At 70.7% G+C, this 20,741-nt stretch carries 20 protein-coding genes; 12 read left to right on the top strand and 8 right to left on the bottom strand.

What is annotated here, in order from left to right:
• Positions 1-24 precede the first annotated feature (24 nt).
• Positions 25-1,263: a glycoside hydrolase family 16 protein gene (locus tag JIG36_RS37005; RefSeq protein ID WP_203381105.1), complete on the top strand. Its 1,239-nt coding sequence runs from the start codon at positions 25-27 to the stop codon at positions 1,261-1,263.
• Positions 1,264-1,312: 49 nt separating this feature from the next.
• On the opposite strand, the gene JIG36_RS54405 is transcribed toward JIG36_RS37005, so the two are convergent.
• Both JIG36_RS54405 and JIG36_RS36995 read right to left on the bottom strand, forming a co-directional pair.
• The gene (locus JIG36_RS54405) at positions 1,313-2,554 is read right to left on the bottom strand and encodes a chitosanase (RefSeq protein WP_203381104.1); all 1,242 of its coding nucleotides are present in this window, start codon (positions 2,552-2,554) and stop codon (positions 1,313-1,315) included.
• A 53-nt stretch (positions 2,555-2,607) separates the two neighbouring features.
• Entirely contained in the window at positions 2,608-2,859 is a 252-nt protein-coding gene (locus tag JIG36_RS36995) for a hypothetical protein (protein ID WP_203381103.1), read from the bottom strand.
• 96 nt (positions 2,860-2,955) lie between these two features.
• On the opposite strand from JIG36_RS36995, the gene malQ reads away from it, so the two are divergent.
• Together malQ and JIG36_RS36985 are read left to right on the top strand one after the other, a co-directional pair.
• Positions 2,956-4,899: a 4-alpha-glucanotransferase gene (gene malQ, locus JIG36_RS36990; protein ID WP_203381102.1), complete on the top strand. Its 1,944-nt coding sequence runs from the start codon at positions 2,956-2,958 to the stop codon at positions 4,897-4,899.
• Positions 4,896-5,075 (top strand): antitoxin, encoded by a 180-nt coding sequence (locus tag JIG36_RS36985; RefSeq protein WP_203381101.1) that lies wholly within the window; start codon positions 4,896-4,898, stop codon positions 5,073-5,075. Before malQ ends, JIG36_RS36985 begins: the two co-directional genes overlap by 4 nt.
• Positions 5,076-5,155: 80 nt before the next feature.
• On the opposite strand, the gene JIG36_RS36980 is transcribed toward JIG36_RS36985, so the two are convergent.
• A complete protein-coding gene (locus tag JIG36_RS36980; protein WP_307873057.1) occupies positions 5,156-5,536 on the bottom strand; it encodes a hypothetical protein in 381 nt (126 codons plus the stop codon).
• A 115-nt stretch (positions 5,537-5,651) separates the two neighbouring features.
• Between JIG36_RS36980 and JIG36_RS36975 the strand changes: the two genes are divergently transcribed.
• Together JIG36_RS36975 and JIG36_RS36970 are read left to right on the top strand one after the other, a co-directional pair.
• A complete protein-coding gene (locus JIG36_RS36975; RefSeq protein WP_203381100.1) occupies positions 5,652-6,503 on the top strand; it encodes a spermidine synthase in 852 nt (283 codons plus the stop codon).
• Between the two features lie 158 nt (positions 6,504-6,661).
• A complete protein-coding gene (locus JIG36_RS36970; protein WP_203381099.1) occupies positions 6,662-8,128 on the top strand; it encodes a translation initiation factor 2 in 1,467 nt (488 codons plus the stop codon).
• A 115-nt stretch (positions 8,129-8,243) separates the two neighbouring features.
• Here JIG36_RS36970 and JIG36_RS36965 read toward each other — a convergent pair whose 3' ends face one another.
• Both JIG36_RS36965 and JIG36_RS36960 read right to left on the bottom strand, forming a co-directional pair.
• Positions 8,244-9,491 (bottom strand): TerC family protein, encoded by a 1,248-nt coding sequence (locus JIG36_RS36965; RefSeq protein WP_203381098.1) that lies wholly within the window; start codon positions 9,489-9,491, stop codon positions 8,244-8,246.
• A 26-nt stretch (positions 9,492-9,517) separates the two neighbouring features.
• Positions 9,518-10,219 carry a pentapeptide repeat-containing protein gene (locus tag JIG36_RS36960; protein WP_307873056.1) on the bottom strand — a complete coding sequence of 234 codons (702 nt, stop codon included), beginning with the start codon at positions 10,217-10,219 and terminating at the stop codon, positions 9,518-9,520.
• Between the two features lie 396 nt (positions 10,220-10,615).
• On the opposite strand from JIG36_RS36960, the gene JIG36_RS36955 reads away from it, so the two are divergent.
• Complete coding sequence (locus JIG36_RS36955; RefSeq protein WP_236048990.1) at positions 10,616-11,683, top strand: lamin tail domain-containing protein; 1,068 nt, start codon at positions 10,616-10,618, stop codon at positions 11,681-11,683.
• A 160-nt stretch (positions 11,684-11,843) separates the two neighbouring features.
• Here JIG36_RS36955 and JIG36_RS36950 read toward each other — a convergent pair whose 3' ends face one another.
• Entirely contained in the window at positions 11,844-12,404 is a 561-nt protein-coding gene (locus JIG36_RS36950; protein WP_203381096.1) for a TetR/AcrR family transcriptional regulator, read from the bottom strand.
• Positions 12,405-12,532: 128 nt separating this feature from the next.
• Here JIG36_RS36950 and JIG36_RS36945 point away from each other — a divergent pair, with 128 nt between their 5' ends.
• The 6 genes from JIG36_RS36945 to JIG36_RS36920 all read left to right on the top strand — a co-directional run bounded on the left by JIG36_RS36945 (position 12,533) and on the right by JIG36_RS36920 (position 18,625).
• Positions 12,533-13,234, top strand: a complete 702-nt coding sequence (locus JIG36_RS36945; RefSeq protein WP_203381095.1) for an SDR family oxidoreductase — start codon at positions 12,533-12,535, stop codon at positions 13,232-13,234.
• A 142-nt stretch (positions 13,235-13,376) separates the two neighbouring features.
• Positions 13,377-14,297: an STM4015 family protein gene (locus JIG36_RS36940; RefSeq protein ID WP_203381094.1), complete on the top strand. Its 921-nt coding sequence runs from the start codon at positions 13,377-13,379 to the stop codon at positions 14,295-14,297.
• Positions 14,297-15,568 (top strand): STM4014 family protein, encoded by a 1,272-nt coding sequence (locus tag JIG36_RS36935; RefSeq protein ID WP_203381093.1) that lies wholly within the window; start codon positions 14,297-14,299, stop codon positions 15,566-15,568. The genes JIG36_RS36940 and JIG36_RS36935 overlap by 1 nt, the downstream gene beginning before the upstream one ends.
• Positions 15,556-16,467: an STM4013/SEN3800 family hydrolase gene (locus JIG36_RS36930; RefSeq protein ID WP_203381092.1), complete on the top strand. Its 912-nt coding sequence runs from the start codon at positions 15,556-15,558 to the stop codon at positions 16,465-16,467. The genes JIG36_RS36935 and JIG36_RS36930 overlap by 13 nt, the downstream gene beginning before the upstream one ends.
• Positions 16,464-17,768 carry an STM4012 family radical SAM protein gene (locus JIG36_RS36925; protein WP_203381091.1) on the top strand — a complete coding sequence of 435 codons (1,305 nt, stop codon included), beginning with the start codon at positions 16,464-16,466 and terminating at the stop codon, positions 17,766-17,768. The genes JIG36_RS36930 and JIG36_RS36925 overlap by 4 nt, the downstream gene beginning before the upstream one ends.
• Positions 17,765-18,625 carry an STM4011 family radical SAM protein gene (locus tag JIG36_RS36920; RefSeq protein ID WP_203381090.1) on the top strand — a complete coding sequence of 287 codons (861 nt, stop codon included), beginning with the start codon at positions 17,765-17,767 and terminating at the stop codon, positions 18,623-18,625. The genes JIG36_RS36925 and JIG36_RS36920 overlap by 4 nt, the downstream gene beginning before the upstream one ends.
• A 583-nt stretch (positions 18,626-19,208) precedes the next feature.
• Here the strand turns inward: JIG36_RS36920 and JIG36_RS36915 are convergent.
• The gene (locus JIG36_RS36915; RefSeq protein ID WP_203381089.1) at positions 19,209-20,387 is read right to left on the bottom strand and encodes a DUF6745 domain-containing protein; all 1,179 of its coding nucleotides are present in this window, start codon (positions 20,385-20,387) and stop codon (positions 19,209-19,211) included.
• 11 nt (positions 20,388-20,398) lie between these two features.
• Positions 20,399-20,710 (bottom strand): DUF8820 family protein, encoded by a 312-nt coding sequence (locus tag JIG36_RS36910; protein WP_203381088.1) that lies wholly within the window; start codon positions 20,708-20,710, stop codon positions 20,399-20,401.
• Positions 20,711-20,741: the final 31 nt, after the last annotated feature.

Genomic DNA, 20,741 nt, shown 5'->3' with positions numbered 1-20,741 from the left:
CCTCTTCCCCCGGAGGCATCCCCCATGCGTAAGGCAAGGGTTCTTCTCGCCGCGGCCGTGATCGCGACGACACTCACGGGCGGCCTGTTCGCCGCCTCCCGCAACGACACCGCCGAAGCCGCGGTCGGAGCCGTCACCTGGTCCGACGAGTTCAACGGCGCCGCCGGCCCGATCGACTCCAACAAGTGGAAGTTCGACATCGGCGGCAGCGGCTGGGGCAACAACGAGCAGCAGTACTACACCAACTCGCAGAGCAACGTCCGGGTCAACGGCGCGGGCCAGCTCGAGATCACCGCCCGTCGTGAGAACCCGGCCGGTTACCAGTGCCACTACGGCACCTGCCAGTACACGTCGGGTCGCATCCTGACCGCGGACAAGTTCGCGCAGACGTACGGCAGGTTCGAGGCCCGCATCAAGATCCCCAAGGGTCAGGGCATCTGGCCGGCGTTCTGGATGCTCGGCGGCAACAACTGGCCGACCACCGGCGAGATCGACATCATGGAGAACGTCGGCAAGGAGCCCAACACCGTCTACGGCACGGTGCACGGCCCGGGCTACTCGGGCGGCGCGAGCGTCGGCGGCAACCGGGTCACCGGCGCGCCGCTCGGCAACGACTTCCACAACTACGCCGTGGAGTGGTCGCCCAACCTGATCCGCTGGTTCCTCGACGGCTCCGAGTACTTCCGGGTCACCCCGTCCAACGTGCCGGGTCAGTGGGTCTTCGACCACAACTTCTTCATGATCCTGAACGTGGCCGTCGGCGGTTACTGGCCGGGCTACCCGGACGGCACCACCCAGATGCCGCAGACCATGCTGGTCGACTGGGTGCGCGTCAACGCCTGGAACAACGACGGTGGCACCACCCCGCCGCCCTCGACCGGCGGCACCATGCTCAAGAGCAACTTCAGCGGCCGCTGCATCGACATCCCGAACGGCAACGCCGCGGACGGCGTCCGGATCCAGATGTGGGACTGCAACGGCTCGGGCGCCCAGAAGTGGACCTTCAACTCCAACGGCACCCTGACCGCGCTCGGCAAGTGCTTCGACCCGGCCGGTGGCGCGCTCGGCAACGGCACGCCGATCCAGCTGGTCACCTGCAACGGCAACCCGGTGCAGCGCTGGACCCTCTCGGGCGCCGGCGACCTGGTGAACCTCTCGGCCAACCGGTGCGTCGACATCAAGGACTGGAACGGCGGCAACGGCGCGCAGCTGCAGCTCTGGGACTGCGCTGGCACGTCCAACCAGAAGTGGACCAAGGCCTGACAGCTCGCTGACACGCTGAAGCCGGGAGCCCTCGCGGGGGTTCCCGGCTTCACTGCGCTATGCGGTATTGATCTCCGTAGACGTGCCAGGTCAGCGGCGTGGTCAGGTCGAGGTTGCTGCGGCGCAGGAACATCCGCTGGGCGGTCTCGACCCGACTGACGTCGCTGTGCGCCTCCTCGGTACGCATCTCGGCCACCCGGGCGTTGAGGAACGCGTTCAGATAGGCCAGCTCGTCACCGCCCTGGGCCGGCGTCTTCGCGGTGCGCAGGGCCGCGGCCCGGATCGCCCGCATGCCCGAGACGCCGTGCATGACGGCCGCGTCGAAATAGGCGAACTGGCCCAGCGCCCGCAGCCCGTCGGCCCGGGCGAACCGCAGGGCCGGGTTGAAGTAGTAGGTGTCGCGGGCGTTTTCCTGCACCCGCTGGAACACCGGGTCCTGGGCGGCGGCCCGCCATGCGGCCGGGAAGCCCGGGTCGAGCCCGGCGTGCGAGTCCGAACCGTCGACCGCCCGCAACGCCGGCAGGAACTTGGCCAGGCCGTTGACCGGCTTGCGGCGGGTGTACTCGGCGACGACGGCCAGCATGTCCGACGTGCCCGACGTGAAGCCCACGATCCCGGCCGTGTAGCCACGCCCGTCGCCGATGTCCTCGATGTAGGCGAACGAATGGCGCCAGCTCAGCGTCGAGTTCTCCGCGCTCGAGACGAGCTCGAGGGCCCGCTCCTTCTTGCGGCGGTCGTCCAGGCCCGACACCAGCGAACCGGTGGGTGTGGCGGCGGCCGGCAACACCTTGGCCGACGGTCCGTACGCCCTCAGGTCGCTCAGTGCGTAGCCGCCGGTCGTGCGGGCCCGCTGGGTGGCGAGCACCCGCAGATAACGGCCGGTGCCGTTGAGCCGTTTGAGGTCGTCGGCGCCGCCGTTGCCGGCGCTCGTCGCATAGAGGGTGGCCCAGTTCGAGCCGTCGGCCGAGGCCTGCACGCGGTAGGTCCGGGCATAGGCGCCGGACCAGTTCAGACGTACGCGCTCGATCCGCTGCACCGAGCCGAGGTCGATCCGCAGCCACTGAGTGCCCGGACCGGCGGCGCTGGCCCAGCGGGTGACCGTGCTGGCGTCGTTGGCCCGGGCCGCGACCTCGTTGCCGGTGTTCGACGTCGCCAGGGCCGGGCGGCCGCGCGAGATCAGCACGTTGTCGTCGGCGCCCGCGACCACCGAGACGGCCAGCGGCGCGCACAGCACGACGGCGATCCCGCCGCCGAGCGCGACGGTTCGGACGTGGCCGGCGCGGATACGCATCCTTCAACGCTAGGTCGCGCCCGGCCAAGATCACCGGAGTTCGGGAAATCCCCCTACTTCCGCTTGCGGTTGCGCCCCACCAGAACGATCACCAGCACGATCGCGGCGACCACAAAGAGGCAGCACAAGGCCCCGAAGATGCCGAAGAACCCGAACCCGCCCCGCCGGCGCGACCGGGCCGCCTCGATCGCGACGTCGGTCACACCGTTGCTCGCGGCCCAGGCGTGCACGGGCACCACGAGCGCCAGGGTCGCCCCGGTCACGGCCGCGGCCAGGCGCGACCACCACTGAATAGCTGCAGACATGTGTTCCATCCTGACCGATCCTCGCAACGACGTGTCCCCGGACTACCCCCGCATCGGGCAGGGTATGAGCAGCGACAGGCAACGAGAGGGGCCCGGATGGACGCCGATCTGGCGGAACTGGCGACGGCACACGGGGTGGCCACCTGGTACGAGGACTGGCACCGCGAACGCAAAGACGTCGCCGACGAGTCGGTGGTGGGGGTCCTGCGACTTCTGGGTGTGGACGCGTCCAGCCCGTCGGCGATTTCGGAGGAGCTTTCCGCCGTACGGGGGAAGGTGGCCCTTGGTCTGATGCCCGGCACCGTGGTCGTGCGCGAGGGAGCGACCCGTGAGTTGCCCGCGCCGGCCCGGATCACGCTCGAGGACGGCACCACCCGCGACGCGCCGGCCGGAATCCCCGCCGACCTGCCGCTGGGCTGGCACCGGCTGCACATCGGGGAGCAGGAGGTCACGCTCGTCGTGGTGCCCACGGCGCTGCCCGAACCGCCCGCGACCTGGGGTTGGATGCTCCAGCTGTATGCGCTGCACTCGGCGCGCTCGTGGGGCATGGGCGACCTCGGCGACCTGCGCGAGTTCCTGGGCGTCTCCGGCGGTCCCGGGCTGGTGCTGCTCAACCCGCTGCACGCGATCACGCCGACGCTGCCGGTGCCGGCCTCGCCCTATTCTCCGTCCAGCCGGCGCTTCTCGAACCCGCTCTATCTGCGGATCGCCGACACCGACGAGTACCGCCGGGCCGACCCCGAGCTGCGGGCGACCGTCGACCGGCTCAAGCCCGTGCCCACCGCGGACGGGCTGATCGACTACAGCGCGGTCTGGCAGGCCAAACGGGCCGCCCTCGACCTGCTCTGGCCGCTGGCGGGCGAGGTCGACCTGGAGTCCGACCCCGGCCTCACCGACTTCGCCCGGTTCTGCGCGCTGGCCGAACGGCACGGCCCGAACTGGACGGAGTGGCCCGAGGAACTGCGCCGCCCCGACTCCCCGGCCGTCCGCGCGTTCCACAGCGACCGGGTCGCGTTCCACGCCTGGCTCCAGCGGCTGCTCAACGCCCAGCTGGAGGCGGCCAACGAGGCGGCCCGGGCCGGGGGCATGCCGGTCGGGGTGGTGCACGACCTGGCCGTCGGCATCGACCCGAACGGCGCCGACGGCTGGCTGTTGCAGGACGTGCTGGCCGCCGGGGTGCACACGGGCGCTCCGCCGGACGCGTTCAACCAGCTGGGCCAGGACTGGGGCCTGGCCGCCTGGCGGCCCGACATGCTGATCGAGACCGGATACGCGGCCTACCGCGACATGCTGCGGCGGATCTTCAAGCACGCCGGTGGCCTGCGGGTCGACCACGTGGCCGGGCTCTGGCGCCTGTGGTGGGTGCCGCCGGGCCTGGGGCCGGCCGAGGGCACCTATGTGCAGTACGACCCCGAGGCCATGCTCGGCATTCTCGCCCTGGAGGCCTCGCGCGCGGGCGCCGTGGTGATCGGTGAGGACCTGGGCACGGTTCAGCCGGTGGTGACCGAGACGCTGGAGCGGATGAACATGCTCGGCTCGGCGGTGCTCTACTTCACCCGCGAGTGGACCGAGAAGGACCAGCCGTTCTTCCCGGCCGAGGAATACCCGCGCAACGCACTGGCCACGGTGTCGACCCACGACCTGCCGACCGCGGCCGGGTTTCTCACCGGTGAGCAGGTGAAGGTGCGGGCCGAGCTGGGCCAGCTGGCCGGTCCGGTCGAACAGGAGCGCCGCAACGCCCGGGCCGACCGCGACGCCCTGGTCGCCGTGCTGCGGGGCGACGGCCTGATCGCCGAGGGCGCGTCGGATGCCGAGATCATCGTGGCGATGCACGAGTTCCTCGCCCGTACGCCGTGCCGGTTTGTCACCGCTTCGCTTTATGACGTGCTGGGTGAGCTCGCGCAGCCCAACCTTCCAGGCACTATGAACGAATACCCGAACTGGCGGATGCCGTTGACCGCCGGTCTCGAGGAGATAGCCGAGGACCCGCGCGTTCACTCGATCGCCGCGATCCTCGCCCGGAGAAAGGCAGACGGATGAGTTTCCTCGACAAGGCCAAGGACTTCCTGGACAAGAACGACGAGAAGGTCGACCAGGCGCTCGAGAAGATCGGCGACGAGGTCGACAAGCGGACCGGCCACAAGCACTCCGCGCACATCGACCGGGCCGTCGACGAGGCCCAGAAGCGTACGGGGGAAGGCGACACCCGCCCGTAACGCGCGTTTTCGCCGCCGTCCCCGCACGTCTCGTCGTCCTTCTCAGACGGCGAGCGGCGGAGGCGGCGGCTCGTCTTTTCTCAGACGGCGAGCGGCGGGGGCGGCGGGTCGTCGTCGACCGCGAACAGCATCGGGTGCGGCGGCATGTAGGTGTCCCGCTGGCGGCACAGCAGCGGCGGGAGCAGCGAGGACTTGTGCTCCGGGTGCTCGGAGCAGTGCCGGGTGGCCCGGTTGACCGCGTCCGAGTGGTGCCGCCCACCACCGTACTCGCCGCAGTTGGCGCAGTCCCAGCGCCAGAACGCCGGGCCCTCCTCGGAGAGGTGCCGCCGGATCTTCAGGGGCGGTCCCGCCTCCTCCTGAGCCGCGGCGATGATCGCCGGCATGTCCCCGGCCGACGGGGGCGCGGGCGGGCGTCGCTGCTGCTCGCCGATGATCTGCGCCAAGACATTGCTCGTGGACACGGCTGTACCTCCTCTGTCGCGCAGACCTCAGTTTTGAGTGTCTTCCGGCCGGATGAGTCGTTTTCCCCTAAATAGCCCCGATCGGGCTGTTCGACGGGGCGTGGATACTTGCTGCGTGGCGCAGCGCAAGAGGTCGGAACGACTGGTCGAGACGGTCGCCTCGGGCGTTGCCGAGCTGCGGCCCGACCCCGACCGCGACACGGCGTACACGTTGCTGCTCGACGGCGCCCCGCAGTCCCACGTCGACCTGGCCGACCCCACCCACCTGCAGTTCGAATACGTCCGCCGGATGGCCGCGGCGATCGACCTGCTCGCCCCGCCCGGCCGGCCGCTGCGCGCGCTGCACCTCGGCGGGGGCGCGCTGACCGTGCCGCGTTACATCGCCACCACCCGGCCCGGTTCCGCCCAGCGCGTGGTCGAGATCGACGGCCCGCTGGTCGAGTTCGTGCGCAAGGCGCTGCCTCTTCCGGCCAAGGCCAATGTCCGCGTACGGGTGGGGGACGCGCGAGCCGCGGTCGAGGGCATGCGCGACGGCGGGTACGACGTGATCGTGCTCGACGTCTTCGCCGGCGCCCGCACCCCGGCCCACCTGACGTCGGTCGAGTTCACCCGCGAGCTGGCCCGGGTGCTCGACCCGGCCGGTCACCTGATCGCCAACATCACCGACGGGCCACCGCTGCGGCACGCCAAGGCCCAGGTCGCCACGATCCGCGCCGCGCTGCCCGAGGCCTGCCTCGTGGCCGACTCGACCGTGCTGCGCGGCCGCCGCTTCGGCAACGTCGTGGTGATCGCCGGCCGCACCCCGCCGCCGGTGGCCGGGCTCGCCCGGCGGGCCGCCGGGGACTGGTTCCCGGGCCGCCTCGAGACCGACCTCGACCGCTTCGCCGGCGGAACGAAACCCGTCACGGACAGTGTCGCGGTGGCGTCACCTTCCCCACCAGTCGGACTCTTCGGTAACCGTGCGTAACATCTCCTCGGCCGAATGTGCAAGTATTTTCGGCCTGTCGTGTTCTCGTCAGGAAATCCGGTGTGATTCGCGGCTGCCGACTTGTCTGGGCGATGGCGCGCGGTTGTAATCGGTAACGGTCGCGTTATCGGGGCGCGGCGTCAGTGGGGGGAACACCTATGCCCGAGCAGTACTTCGTGACCGACGCGTCCGCGCCCGCGTCGCCCACCACCCTGCGCGACACGATCTCGCCCGCCACCGAGCGCATCCTCTGGAGCGGCCATACCGCCGTGGCCGAATACGCGTTCGACGAGCCGGCCTCGCTTCCCCGGTGGACTCTGCCCGAAGAGACCGAGGTCGTCGTCACCGACCAGCGCGTCCTCTACCGCGGCCCCGGCGCGGCCGATTCCGGCGAGCTGCGCTGGCCCTGGCCGCAGCATCTGCGGGTGCAGCCGGGAAACCGCGACACCGGCCGCCAGGCCACAGTCACGCAGATCCAGCTCGTGTGCGCCGGGCCGGGCGGAAGCTTTCCCGCGCTCGTCTTCGCCGGTGGCGATCTGGCCACGGTGAGTGATGCCGACCGTCTGGCCAACACGCTGCGCCAGGCCATCGCCCGTTACCGCGTGGAGAACGCCACCGAGCTCGGCATCGCGGCGCAACAGGTCCGCATGCTCTCCCGCCTGGTGATCGGCCCCGAGTTCAACAACTTCCAGGGTGGCGAGGGCCAGACGGTGTCGCTGATCGGGGCGGTGTCGGTCGAGGCGGCCCCGCCGTCGTACGACTCGCGGCCCGGCTATGCGCCGGTGGCTCAGCCCGGCTCGGCGCAGCCGGTCAACGGCTCGGCGGCGATCCCGTCGGTGCCCCACCAGTCGTACGCCTCGCTGCCGCCGGTCAGCCCGGCCGCCTCGCAGTCTTCCCGGCCGCCGGTCGCCCCGGTTTCCTCCGACCCCTATGCGTCGCGGCCCTCGGTGGCCCCCGTCTCCTCCGACCCGCACGCTTCGCGGCCTGTCTCCTCCGACCCGTATGCGTCGCGGCCCGTCTCCTCCGACCCGTATGCGTCGCGGCCCGTCTCCTCCGACCCGTATGCGTCGCGGCCCGTCTCCTCCGACCCGGCTGCCATGCGGACCCCGGTCGTGCCCGCGGCCTCCGAACCGGCTGCCGGGCGGCCGCCGGTGGTGCCCGCCGCCTCCGACATCCGGCCCGCGATCGATGCGTACGCCGAGCCGGCCGCGGACGAGGCGCGACCCCACATCGACGTACGCCCTGAGGTTCCGCAGCGCGAGTGGCGGGCCCGCCCGGCCGACGACGCCACCCTCAACGGACACCCCGACCTCGACACCCGGGCCGCCGAGCTGGCCGCCCGCGTGGCCAACCTGGTCGCCGGTGGCGCGGGGCTCGGCGCGGGGCCGCTCGTCGAGTTCGACAACCAGACCAACCTCTCCGCCTATCTCGACGTCCCGCCCGCCTCGGCTCCCCGGCCGCGCGAGGCCGCCGACGAGTGGCCGAGTGAGGCCGGCGACCGGGCCGAGTCGGTCCGCCGGACGGCCGCCCGGTTCGCCGGGAACGCGGCGCGCGGGCGCAGCACCACCGCCCGCCACGACGGCGAGGTGGGCAGCAGCGGACGGGGCAGCCACCGCCAGGGCTGATGAAGACCGGGCCGTCTCGGGGCGGCCCGGTCTTCCCGCATTCCGCATGACCTCCCGGCCCGGCGCGCCGGGTCCGCGCCGTCCCTGAACGCCCGCGCCGCTGCTCGGCGTCCGTTTACTGCTCGGCGCTCCGGAGGGGTGAGTTCTCCATGGGTGCGCCCGCCGGCACGAAGCAGGTGCCGTTGGCGACGCGCTCGTCGTGCAGCCGGTGCGCCTTGCCGAGCAGCGCCATCAGCTCGTCCTCGGAGCGGATCCGGGCCCGGTACTTCTCGGGCAGGCTCTTGAGGTGCGCCTCCTCGACCAGGAGGCGGTGGAAGATCTCGTCGCAGTACGCCGGGTCCTTCTCGATGTCGAGGAACTCGTTGGCGTGCCGGCGGGCCGCCGCGACGTAGGTCTGGGCCCGGCCCTTGGGGCTGAGCAACGACGCGATCACCGTGATGACCAGGATGCCGATGATCAGCGAGAGCGACATCGCGGTGGAGATCTCGACGACGTCGATGTGCTCGCCGCTGTTGATGAACGGCACGTTGTTCTCGTGCATGGCGTGCAGGATCAGCTTGACGCCGATCAGGGCCAGGATCGCGGCCAGCCCGTACGAGAGGTAGACGAGCCGGTCGAGCAGCCCGTCGATCAGGAAGTAGAGCTGGCGCAGGCCCAGCAGCGAGAACGCGGTCGCGGTGAAGACCAGGTAGACGTTCTGGGTCAGGCCGAAGATGGCCGGGATCGAGTCGAGCGCGAACAGGATGTCGGTGCCGCCGATCGCCACCATGACCAGCAGCATCGGCGTGAGCACGCGCTTGCCGTCCTGCACGGTGAAGAGCTTGTCGCCGTCGTACTCGTCCGAGGTCCGCAGCACCCGCCGGGCGATCTTGATGACGAAGTTGTCCGGCGCCTCGTCGTCGTTGCGCTGCTCGCGCAGCAGGTTGCCGGCGGTGATCAGCAGGATCAGCCCGAACAGGTAGAACACCCAGGCGAACGAGTTGATCAGCGCGGAGCCCAGGAAGATGAACCCGGTGCGCGCGAGCAGCGACACGACGATGCCGACGAGCAGCACCTTCTGCTGGTCGGCCCGGGGCACCTTGAAGCTCGAGAACAGCAGCAGGAAGACGAAGAGGTTGTCGACCGACAGCGCCTTCTCGGTGACATAGCCCGCGAAGTACTCCTGGCCCATGTCGTTGCCGCCGAAGACCCACACCCCGACGCCGAAGAGCACGGCGATCGAGACGTAGACGATCGTCCAGCGGGTCGCCTCGCCGAGCGAGGGGATGTGCGCCTTGCGCACGTGGAAGAAGAAGTCGTACAGCAGCAGACCGATGATGCCGAGAACAGTCAGCAGCCACACCAAACCCGACACATCCTGCATCCGCACATCGTAGAGGTGATGTGTTTCTATCCGCCCGACACGACAGCCGCCTTACGCTGCGATTCGGTGAAGAAAAGCACTCCGGTCAGGTCAGCGCCGCGCAGGTCGGCCCCGCGCACGTCAGCCCCGGTGAAGTCGGCCCGGCGAAGATCGGCGTCGCGCAGGTCGGCTCCGATCAGCAGCGCACCCCGGAAACTGGCCCCCCGCAGCCGCGCGCCGCGCAGCCGCTTCCCGATCAGATTGGCCCCGCGGTGGTCCTTCTTCTTCGGGATCGAGGCCCGGGCGAGCTCGCTGGCCCGCTGCAGCAGCGGGTTGACCCGGTGGCGGTGGGCGTCGAGATCGAGGGTTCTCAGCTCCGCCGGTGACCCGGCGGCGAGGTGGTCGGTCTCGGCGAGAGCGTCCCGCAGTTCCGGGTGTACGGGTTCCGCCTCGTCCAGCTTCAGCGCCTCGGTGACGTACCACATCAGCTCGTGCAGCTGCCGCATGATCGGCAGGGTCATGAACATGGGACCGGCCAGCCCCGGCTGCCGCCAGTCGGCGCCGCCGAACGTCTCCTGGGTCAGCCGCTGCCCCGCCCCGAAGCAGTCGAAGACGACGCACCCGTGGAAGCCGCTGGAGTCGAGCCGGTCGTGGATCGTGCAGCGGAAGTCGTCACCCAGGTTTCGGCAGGGCGTGCCGGCCGGTTTGTTGATCGCGAAATCGGACGACTTGGCGAAGGCGGGCGCCACGCAGCACAGTCCGGAGCACCGCGCACAGTCGGCACGAAGATCTCGTTCGGCCATTTCTCCCACTTGTTTCAGACTGACCCAAACCCGGGACGCCTCTTTCTGACGTCCGAAATATCACCGTATCCGACCGGCCCTTCGACCGATTCTTCTCCCGTTCTTCCAGCCGCGACCAAATCGTTATAACCCGAGGTACGGGTCAAGATCGTAGCCTTCTGCAACCAGCCCGCCACGCTACGCCAACAACCGGCTGTGACCAGGGCAATAGCGAGCGCTGAAAAGCCCCGCCGCGCGCCGGAACCCACCGACTAAAGGCGTCCTCGTCGGTGACCTGACAGTTGTCCGTAATTGTCCAACCGGGCCATCCATGGGTCTGCAGACATCACTACACTCCTGCGAATGATCTCCAGGCTCGTGTCCAAGGCCGCCCTGATCGGAGTCGCGGCGACGTTCGCCATTGCTGCCCCGGCATCGGCCGCCGCCACCCCCACCCTCTCCGGCCCCGAGGAAGGCGTGGGCTACACCCAGATCACCCTGACGGGCACCGCCGACCCGGGCACCGTGGTCGAGCTGTACGAAAGCGCGTACGGCTTCGACGACATGCAGCCCGCGGACGACTGGGAGAACGGCGGCGGCACCGTCAAGGCGACCGCCGACACCGCCGGCAAGTTCACGATCCGGCGCTGGCTCGACTCGGGCTTCTACTTCGAGGTCCACCAGGGCACCGCGGTGTCCAACAAGATCACGGTCTACAGCCGGATCAGCCCGACCTTCTGGGTCGACCGCAGCGCCGCGGCCGGCACGGCCGTCGCCGCCATCAGCATCCTGCCCAACCAGCCCGGTCTGGGTGTGCAAGTGCAGCGCAAGTCGGGCAGCAGCTGGGTCAACGTGAAGTCCTTCGAGACCGCCGACAACGACACGGGCGTCACGACCAGCGCGCTCAGCGGCCAGCCGGGTGGCGACCAGACCTTCCGGGCGGTCGTCAGCGGCGACCCGTCGAACGCCGTGCGCGGCGCGACGTCGGCCGAGACCTCGCAGTGGATCGCCGGCGGCACCACCACGCCGACGACCCCGCCGGCCAACCCGGCCGTCGGTTCGGTCAAGTTCACCGGGATCCAGTACGACTCCCCCGGCGTCGACTCGGGCAGCAACGGCAGCCTGAACACCGAGTGGGCCAAGATCACCAACACGACGAAGTCCACCATCAACCTCAAGGGTTGGACCGTCCGCGACCAGGCGAAGATCATCTACACGTTCCCCAGCTACAACCTGGCGGCCGGCGCGTCGGTGTTCATCCGCAGCGGCAAGGGCACCAACTCGGGCAACCAGCGTTACTGGGGTCGCGCGGGCAAGGTGGGCTACGTCTGGAACAACGACGGTGAGCAGGCCACCCTGCGCAACGCGGCCGGCACGAACATCGACGCCTGCGTGTGGCGCACCGTCTCCCCCGGTTACACCGCTTGCTGATCCTTCTCTGAGCTGATCGAGAGGCCCGGTTCCCGTGAGGGAGCCGGGCCTCTCCCAGTTTTCGCCCGGCGCCGGGCCTTCTCGTTTGCCGCGCTTTTGTTGTCGCCGAGCGTCCTCCGTTGTCGCGCCGGGCGTTCGTTGTGGCGTCGGGCGCCGGCCTTCAGCTCTCGCGCAAGCCCGCCGCGTCGAGCAGGGTTTCGGCCATTCGTACGCCCTCCCCGTCCAGCCCGCCGCCGTGCATCACGGCCCACGCGCTGGCGCCGTCGAAGGTCATGGTGAGCTGCCGGGCCAGCCGCTCCGGGTCGGCCGCCCCGCCCGCTGTGGCCTCGTGCCGGAAGAACGCGGTGAGCGCGTCCTTGTAGCGCCGGGCCACGTCCCGCGCCGGGTGGTCGGCCGCCTTGATCTCGATCGCGGTGGCCACGAACGGGCAGCCGTGAAAGCCGGCCTGGGCCGACACCTCGTCGAGCACCCGGAAGACGTGCAGGATCCGCCCGCGCGAGCCACCACCGGCCTCGTCGCCGGGCAACAGGCTCGCGTTGAAGCCGGGGCCGATGCGGTCGAGGCTGGCCGCGACCACCTCGTCCTTGCTGCCGAAGAGCTGGTACATCGACCGCTTGGACACGCCGGCGGCCCGGGTCAGCGCCTCGACGCCCACGCTGAGTCCTTCGCGATAGAACAGGTCGGCCGCCGCGTCGAGCAGGCGGTCCCGGGTGTCGGTCACGACGACCAGACTACCCGGTCTGGAAACTGATCGGTTTCGCAGATCACAAAGCCTTGCCGTACGGAAAACGATCGGTTTACGGTTCGTGGAAACCGATCGGTTTACCTCCGTACGTGGAAAGGCTCGTCATGACTGCGATCAAGGATTCGGTCGTCCTCGTCACCGGCGGCAGCCGTGGCATCGGCAAGGCCCTGGTCGACGATCTGTTCCGGCGAGGAGCGGCCAAGGTGTACGCCACCGCACGTGACCCGCGCACGGTCACCCACCCCGACGCCGTCCCGCTGCGGCTCGAGGTCACCGACGAGGCATCGATCGCCGAGGCGGCCGCGCGGGCCTCCGACGTCACGATTCTGATCAACAACGCGGGCGCCGCGGCCGGGGCGTCATACCTCGACTCGCCGCTCGACGACGTGCGCCGCGACCTGGAGACCAACTTCTATGGCCCGCTGCTCGTGACCAGGGCGTTCGTGCCGGTGATCGAGCGCAACGGCGGCGGCCACATCCTCAACGTGCACTCCGCGCTCTCGTGGCTGGCCGACGGCGGCCCGTACAGCGCCTCCAAGGCTGCCCTGTGGTCGCAGACCAATTCTCTGCGGCTCCAGCTGCGCGAGCGCGGCATCAAGGTGACCGGTCTGCACGTCGCGTACGTGGACACCGACATGACCGCCCGCATCGACGCCCCGAAGTCGGACGCGGTCGACGTGGCCGCGGCCGCCCTGGACGGGATCGAGGCCGACGCGTACGAGGTCCTGGCCGACGAGGTGTCCCGCAACGTGAAGTCGGCCCTGGCCGGCGATTTGGCGCTGCTCTACCCCCAGCTCACCCGCTGACCCTCGTTCGCCGCAGCTCGCGCGCCGCCCGACTTCACCAGCAGCGTTCCTCCTGCCCCTTATTCACCGCGGTCGCCCGGCTTCACCAGCAGCTTTCCTGCTGACCAGCAAAATGTCAGGGGGCGTTGCTAGGGTCTCGCCCGTGACGATCAGTTCGAAGATCAGCACGTTCGCGGGCCTTCCGATCGTGGCCTGGGACGCCGACGAGACCCCCGACGATCCGGCCGCCGTTGCGTGGCGCCTCGAGGTCGAGGAGTTCGACGCCCCCGAGGAGGAGTTCGAGCAGGCCCTCGAGGCCCTGCTGAAACGCACCGGCGAGGGCGGCCCGGTCGCCCTGGTCGTCGGCGAGTGGGGCGAGGCCTACGAACGCACCTTCCCGGCCGACCTGCTGGTGCGTCACGCCCCGCGCCTGAGCCGGCTGCGCTCGCTGTTCGCCGCCGAGCTCACCTTCGAGCAGTGCGAGATCTCCTGGATCAAGCAGACCGACATCACCCCGCTGCTCGAGGCGTTCCCCCAGCTCGAACGGCTGTGGGTGCGCGGCGCCGACGGCCTCGAGCTCAAGCCGGTGCGTCACGAGTCCCTGCGCGAGCTGGTTCTCCAGTCGGGCGGCCTGCCGGTCGACGTGGTCCGTGCGGTCGGCGCGTCCGACTTCCCCGCCCTGACCCACCTCGAGCTGTGGCTGGGCGTCGACAACTACGGCGGCGACGCCCGCGCCGAAGATCTGGCCCCGATCCTCTCCGGCCGTTCCCTGCCCGCGCTCACCTCGCTGGCCGTGCGCAACGCCGAGATCGCCGACGAGGTGGCGGCCGCCCTGGCCGCCGCGCCGGTCGTGGCCCGGCTCGACAGTCTCGACCTGTCGATGGGCGCGCTCTCCGACGCGGGCGGCGAGGCTCTGCTGGCCGGTCAGCCGCTCACCCACCTGACGTCGCTCACCCTGGCCCACCACTTCCTCAGCGAAGAGCTCGCACAGCGCCTGGCCGAGGAGTTGCCCGGCGTCCGCGTCGACGTCTCCGACCGCCAGCAGGAGGAGGAGTGGGGCCGCTACACAGCGGTCGCGGAGTAATGCGCCTGGCGATCGTGGGCAACCCGGCCAACCGCCGGGTCGCCCTCTTCGCCGCCGCCGTGGCCCGCGCCGGCCTACCGGCCCCCACGGTCTACGCGTGGCGAGACATCCTCACCGGCGGCCCCGTGCCCACCCCCGACGAGACAGTCCGCATCGACTCCCCCGGCGAAGACCCCGAGGTAGACCACCTCCTCCGCGCCACCGCCGCCCAGGCGCAGCCATCCGAAGTAGACCGCCTTCCCCACATCACCGCCGCCCAGGAACACCGCAATCACGCGGCCCGGGCGTGGCCATCCGACATGCGTCACCTTCCCCACATCACCACCGCCCGACCGCAGCCCACCCACCCGTTGGGCGAGGTGGCTCAGGCGCGGCCGCATGAAATCGGCGGGGGTGCGGCGGCCTTTGCGGGGCTCGGGCTTGCGCTTGAACGGGTGGCGGCCGGCGGTGGGCGGCTTCTCAATCCGGTCGGCGACATCCTGACCATGAACGACAAGCGACGCTGTCATGGTCTGCTTGTGGAGGCGGGCATTCCGGTTCCGCCCGCACTGCCACCGGTGACGAGTTTCGCGGAGTTGCGGGCGGCCATGGCGGCGTACGGCTGGGCCCGGGTCTTTGTGAAACCCGCCCACGGATCCTCGGCCTCGGGTGTCGTGGCGCTCGCCGTCTCCGGGCGCCGCATCCTGGCGACGACTTCGGTCGAGATCGGTGCCGACGGGCGTCTTTACAACAACTTGCGCGTACGGCGTTACGAGGACGAACCCACCATCGCTGGCATCGTCGACCGTCTCGCACCCGACGGCCTGCACGTGGAACGCTGGTTCCCCAAGGCCGGCCTGGGCGACCGCGTCCTCGACCTGCGGGTGGTCGTGATCGCGGGCGAGCCCTCCCACATCGTCGCCCGCACGAGCCGCACCCCACTGACCAACCTCCACCTGGGCAACGCCCGGGGCGACGTGGCCGCGGTCCGGGCCGCCGCCGGTCCCACCGCCTGGAACCAGGCCATGCAGACGTGCGTGGCGGTCGCACGCTGCTTTCCGCGCAGCCTGCACGTCGGCGTCGACCTGATGTTCCGCGCGGGTTGGCGCACCCACGCCGTGGCCGAGGTCAACGCGTTCGGCGACCTGCTCCCCGGCGTCCTGGCCACCCGACCGGCCGGCGGCGAGCCCCTGCGCGGGCCGGGACGGGACGGGCTCGACACGTACGGCGCGCAGATCGAGGCCCTCCTGGACGGGCGCTACGACAGCTGGACCGGCGCGTGCGTGAGCTGATCGGCAGCCACGATCTGCTTCTCGTGACGCTCGATACCTTGCGCTACGACGTAGCGGTGTCCGAACTGGAGGGTGGCCGCACGCCGACGCTGGCGAAACACCTTCCGGGCGGGCAGTGGGAGAAAAGGCACACGCCGGCGTCCTTCACCTATGCCGCGCACCACGCGTTCTTCGCCGGGTTTCTGCCGACGCCGGTGACGCCGGGCCCGCACGAGCGGATGTTCGCGGCGCGCTTCGGGGGCAGCGAGACGAGCGGACCCACGACGTACGTCTTCGAGGCCGCCGACCTGCCGAGCGGGCTCGCCGAAGCCGGCTATCACACGGTCTGCCTCGGTGGTGTCGGGTTCTTCAACCCGCAGACGCCGCTCGGGCGGGTGCTGCCGGGCCTCTTCGCCGAGGCTCATTGGGAGCGCGAGTTCGGCGTGACCGCCCCCGACGGCCTCGGCGCGCAGATCGCCCGGCTCGAGACGGTCGTCGCGGCCCTGCCGCCGGAACGGCCGCTGTTCACGTTTGTCAACGTGGCCGCCCTGCACCAGCCCAACAAGCACTACCTTCGGGGCGCCTCCGAAGACAGCCTCACCAGCCACGCCGCCGCGCTGGCCTATGTGGACAGCCGCTTGCAAGGCCTCTTCGACCTGGTCACGAGCCGCGGCCGCCCCTGCCAGGTCATCATCTGCTCCGACCACGGAACCCTCTACGGCGAGGACGGCCACACCGGGCACCGAGTCGCCCACGAGGCAGTCTGGACGGTCCCGTACGCCCAGTTCGTCCTGGAGGCCCGCGCGACCCCCACACCCCGCGACGCCCGCGCGACCCCCACACCCCGCGACGCCCGCGCGACCCCCACGCTTCCCGAAGCCGAAGAGACTGCCCGCAGGACGAACCCGGGAACACGATGAAACTCGACGAATCGCCCTACCAGGGCTACCTCTACGCCTACCCGCACAAGACCGCCTACCGACGGCTGGAACCGCGGCGGGCGCTCAGCGACGTGTGGGCGCGGGAACGACAGGATGCGCTCTTCGGCTACGTGCATCTGCCGTTCTGCGAGATGCGCTGCGGGTTCTGCAACCTGTTCACCCGGGCCAATCCGCCCGCCGAGCAGGTGACCGCCTATCTGGCCCAGCTTCGCCGCCAAGCGGTCGCGGTGCGGGAGTCCCTCGCCACCGACGCCACCTTCGCCCAGCTAGCGATCGGCGGCGGCACACCGACCTACCTGACCGCGCCGGAGCTGGCGGAGCTGTTCGCGATCGTCGGGGCGGCGTTCGGGGTCGGGACACTGCCGATGTCGGTCGAGACATCACCGGCGACCGCGACGGCCGACCGGCTGGCGGTGCTGGCCGCGCACGGCACGACCCGGATCAGCATGGGGATCCAGAGCTTTCTCGACGCCGAGGCGCACGCGGCCGGGCGCCCACAACGGCTCGCCGATGTGCTCGGGGCGCTCGAGACCATCCGTACGGCGGAAATCCCCGTGCTCAATGTCGACCTGATCTACGGCATCGACGGGCAGACGGCCGCGACCTGGCAGCATTCGCTGGACGAGGCGCTGAAGTGGAGTCCGGAGGAGTTGTATCTCTATCCGCTCTATGTGCGGCCGCTCACCGGGCTGGGCCGGCGCGCGCACGGCCGGGACGGCTGGGACGCCCAGCGACAGGACTTGTATCGGCAGGCGGTCGAGGTGCTGACCGCGGCGGGGTACGAGCAGCGGTCGATGCGGCAGTTCCGCCGAGCCGGCGCCCCGGTGATCGACGGGCCGGACTACTGCTGCCAGGACGACGGCATGGTCGGGCTGGGCTGCGGGGCCCGGTCGTACACGACGTCACTGCACTACTCGTTCGACTACGCGGTCGGCGTCTCCGAGGTGCGAGCGGTGATCGACGACTATCTGGCCCGGCCCGAGGAGGACTTTCGGTACGCCGGGATCGGCTTCGACCTCGACGGCACGGAACAGCGGCGGCGGTGGTTGCTCAAGTCGATCCTGCGCTGCGAGGGCGTCGACGCGGTGGCCTACCGGGAGCGTTTCGGCGGCTCCCACACCGACGACTTTCCGCAGCTGGGCGAACTGGTCGAGCGGGGCTGGCTGAGCGACGACCGGTGCACGCTGACCGCCGCCGGGCTGGCGCAGTCCGACGCCATCGGGCCGTGGCTGGTCTCCGGGCCGGTCCGCGAGGCGATGGGGGCGTACGTCCCACGATGACCGACGACCTGTACGTGCTCTATCGGGGGCCGCTGGCGAGCTGCAACTACGACTGCCCGTACTGCCCGTTCGCCAAGCGGGTCGACCCGCCCGAGCTGCTGCGCGCCGACAAGGCCGACCTGCTGCGCTTCGCCGCGTGGGTCGAGGCCACGGACGACCGCCGGCTGTCGGTGCTGTTCACGCCGTGGGGCGAGGGCCTGACGCGCAGCTGGTACCGCGAGACGATCGCGCGGCTGTCCCACCTGCCGCACGTCGCCCGGGTGGCGATCCAGACCAATCTTGCCGTACGGGTGGACTGGCTCTCCACAGCGGACACCCGAGTGGCGGCGTTGTGGGCGACCTACCACCCGGGCCAGGTGACCCGCGACCGCTTCCTGGCCCGCTGCCGGCAGCTCGACGATCTGGGCGTGCGCTACTCGGTCGGCGTGGTCGGCCTGCCCGAGCACTACGACGAGGCGGTGGCCCTGCGGGCCGCGCTTCCACCCTCGGTCTACCTCTGGATCAACGCCGCCGAGGGCCACGTCTACACGGCCGCCGAGGAGGCCCGGTGGACGGCCGTGGACCCCCGGTTCGGCGACAGCGTGCGGCCGCACCGATCGCTGGGCCTGCCCTGTCACGCGGGCGAGACCGCGATCTCGGTGCTGGGCGACGGCACCGTACGCCGTTGCCACTTCATCCCCACCCCGCTGGGCAACCTGTACGACGGTTCGTGGCGCACCGCCCTACGTCCCCGCCCGTGCACGAACACCCTGTGCGACTGCCACATCGGCTACGTCCACCTGAAGCCGCTGGCCCTGCGCGACGTCTACACCGAGGGCTTGCTGGAACGCATCCCCGCCACCTGGCCCGCAACCTAGCGCCGGGCCGTTCGTCGGTGTGACCGTGCCGCCGCCCCACCCCCGCACGGTCCGAATCGATTAGCGTCGTTATCCACAATCCTCGTTTGTCCACAGCCGATGCCTCCCACCCCCGCAGAGATCGCCTTTTCCCGCCACACTTATGGCCGAGGGCGGGGGTCCCACGGTAAGGGCGGGTCATGGGTAGGAGTCAGTAGCAGCCGATCTTGGTTGCGGCGCGCAGTGCTCCCACGCGGGGACATGCCACGAGGCACCGCACGCGGCGTCCTCACGCTGGGCCGGAGACACGAACCACCGCATACGGCAGTCCCGCGCTCAGACGCGACACGAACCACCGCACACAGCAATCCCCCGCTCAGACGCGACACGAACCACCACGCAGCGAGCCCGGGCTGAGAGACACCACGCCACGAGCCACCGCACGCGGCTTTCCCAGGCTTGGGCAAGACACGAGCCGCCGCACCCGACATCCCCGCGCTCAGACGCGAAACGAACCCCGCGCAGCGAGCCAGCGCTGAAGCAGGGAACCAGTTCCCGCGCACCGAACCCGCTGTGGGATGGGCGACGAGCGGGAACACCCGGCCTAGGTCTGCACCAGCGGGTGGTATTCGTCGGCGGTCAGGCCGAACGTCCAGGCCACGCCCTCGCGGGCCGTACGCGTGGTGGGTGGCACGCGCAGCCAGTAGACGCGGCTTGTGCCGTCGGGCTCGGGGGTTGCGTTGACGACCTCGACCATCACCAGCGGTTCGTCGCCGGGGAGGGCCAGGAACCACAGTGTGCCGGTCTCGTCCTGGTGCATGGCCCGGGCGCCGGCCTCGCGCAGGTAGCGGTCGTAACCGAAGTGTTCCAGCATCACCCGGCGCAGTTCGGCGTTCGACTCGGCGCCGATGCGTTCGGCCGTGAGCGACGGCAGCTCGGCCGCCAGTTCGGTCGGGATGGGCATGCCGCGCCACGCCCACAGCGCATAACCGTCGGGGAACTCCATGGCCGGGCCCTCGCCGCGGTGCAGGCGGCCGACGTTGTCGCGGGCCAGCCGGGACGGGCGCTCGGTGAGGATCGCCCAGCGTGAACCGGCCCACCACCAGCCACAGTGGCGGGCCACGGCGGCGAGCCCGCCCAAGCCGTCCATCAGCCCGGCCCCGGGCCGCAGCTTGTCGGCCGCCTCGAACGTCGACAGCCAGACGCCGTCGTGCTGCCCGTAGATCGCGTCGAGCAGCCGCGAACGCGCGGCCCGGCCCAGGCCGCCCGGCAACTCGGCGAGCAGGTCTTCGCCCAGGCGCAGCCGGAGACGACCGGCCACCCGGTCCATCACCAGCCCCCACGAGCGCCGCCCGGCCGCGGCGCCCAGCTGCGCCCAACCCTCGGGTCCGAGCACCCCGGCGGCCCGCTCACGAGCGGCCGCCCACGGCTCGGTGCGCACCTGACGACGTACGGAAACCCAGCCCGGAGCAGCCACGGACCCACGCGCCTCGGAAGAGGCCGACGAGCGCGACCCGGAAAGAGCCAAGGAGTCGCGCAGGCGGAAAATCCAGTCGGGCCCCTCAGGAGCGGCCCCGCCCAGCAACGCGGCCGCCACCGCGCCGGCCCGGGGAGAACCCAGCCAGAACACCCGCTCGGGCTCAGGCAACCCGGCCTGCCGATAGGCCGAGCGCACCCCGGCCTCGGCCGCGGCCCGGTCGGCGGGCGCCGTCTCGAGCGCCGCGGCCAGCCACTGATCTTCGACGGCTGCGGCCGCCGTTTCCTGCTCGTCGGTGAGTCGCATGACGCCGCCTCTCAGTCCGCGACCGGGCGGAACGAACCGGGCACGTATTCGCGCTGGCGGACCACGCGGTAGTGCCCGGCCGGCAGCGAGATCGGCCCGTGCTCCTCGTGGGTGACCCGGCCGTAGGACGGCACGTCGAGAAACATGCTCTCGGGATCGTCGACGTCGGCCAGCAGCCGCAGCCCGGGACCGCCGATCACGTGGGCGTGACCGGTCGCCTCCCCGCGGGCCAGCACCATCCGCCCACGGCGGTCACGCGGCACGGCCGAGCAGACCGGCACCGAAGCCACCGGCACGATCAACACGTCTCCCTGGCGATACATCGACTCACCTCGAAAACGACGACAACCCCAA

The organism is Paractinoplanes ovalisporus, from assembly GCF_016834655.1.
Taxonomy (GTDB): Bacteria; Actinomycetota; Actinomycetes; order Mycobacteriales; family Micromonosporaceae; genus Actinoplanes; species Actinoplanes ovalisporus.
This window is presented reverse-complemented; position numbering and strand designations above follow the sequence as displayed.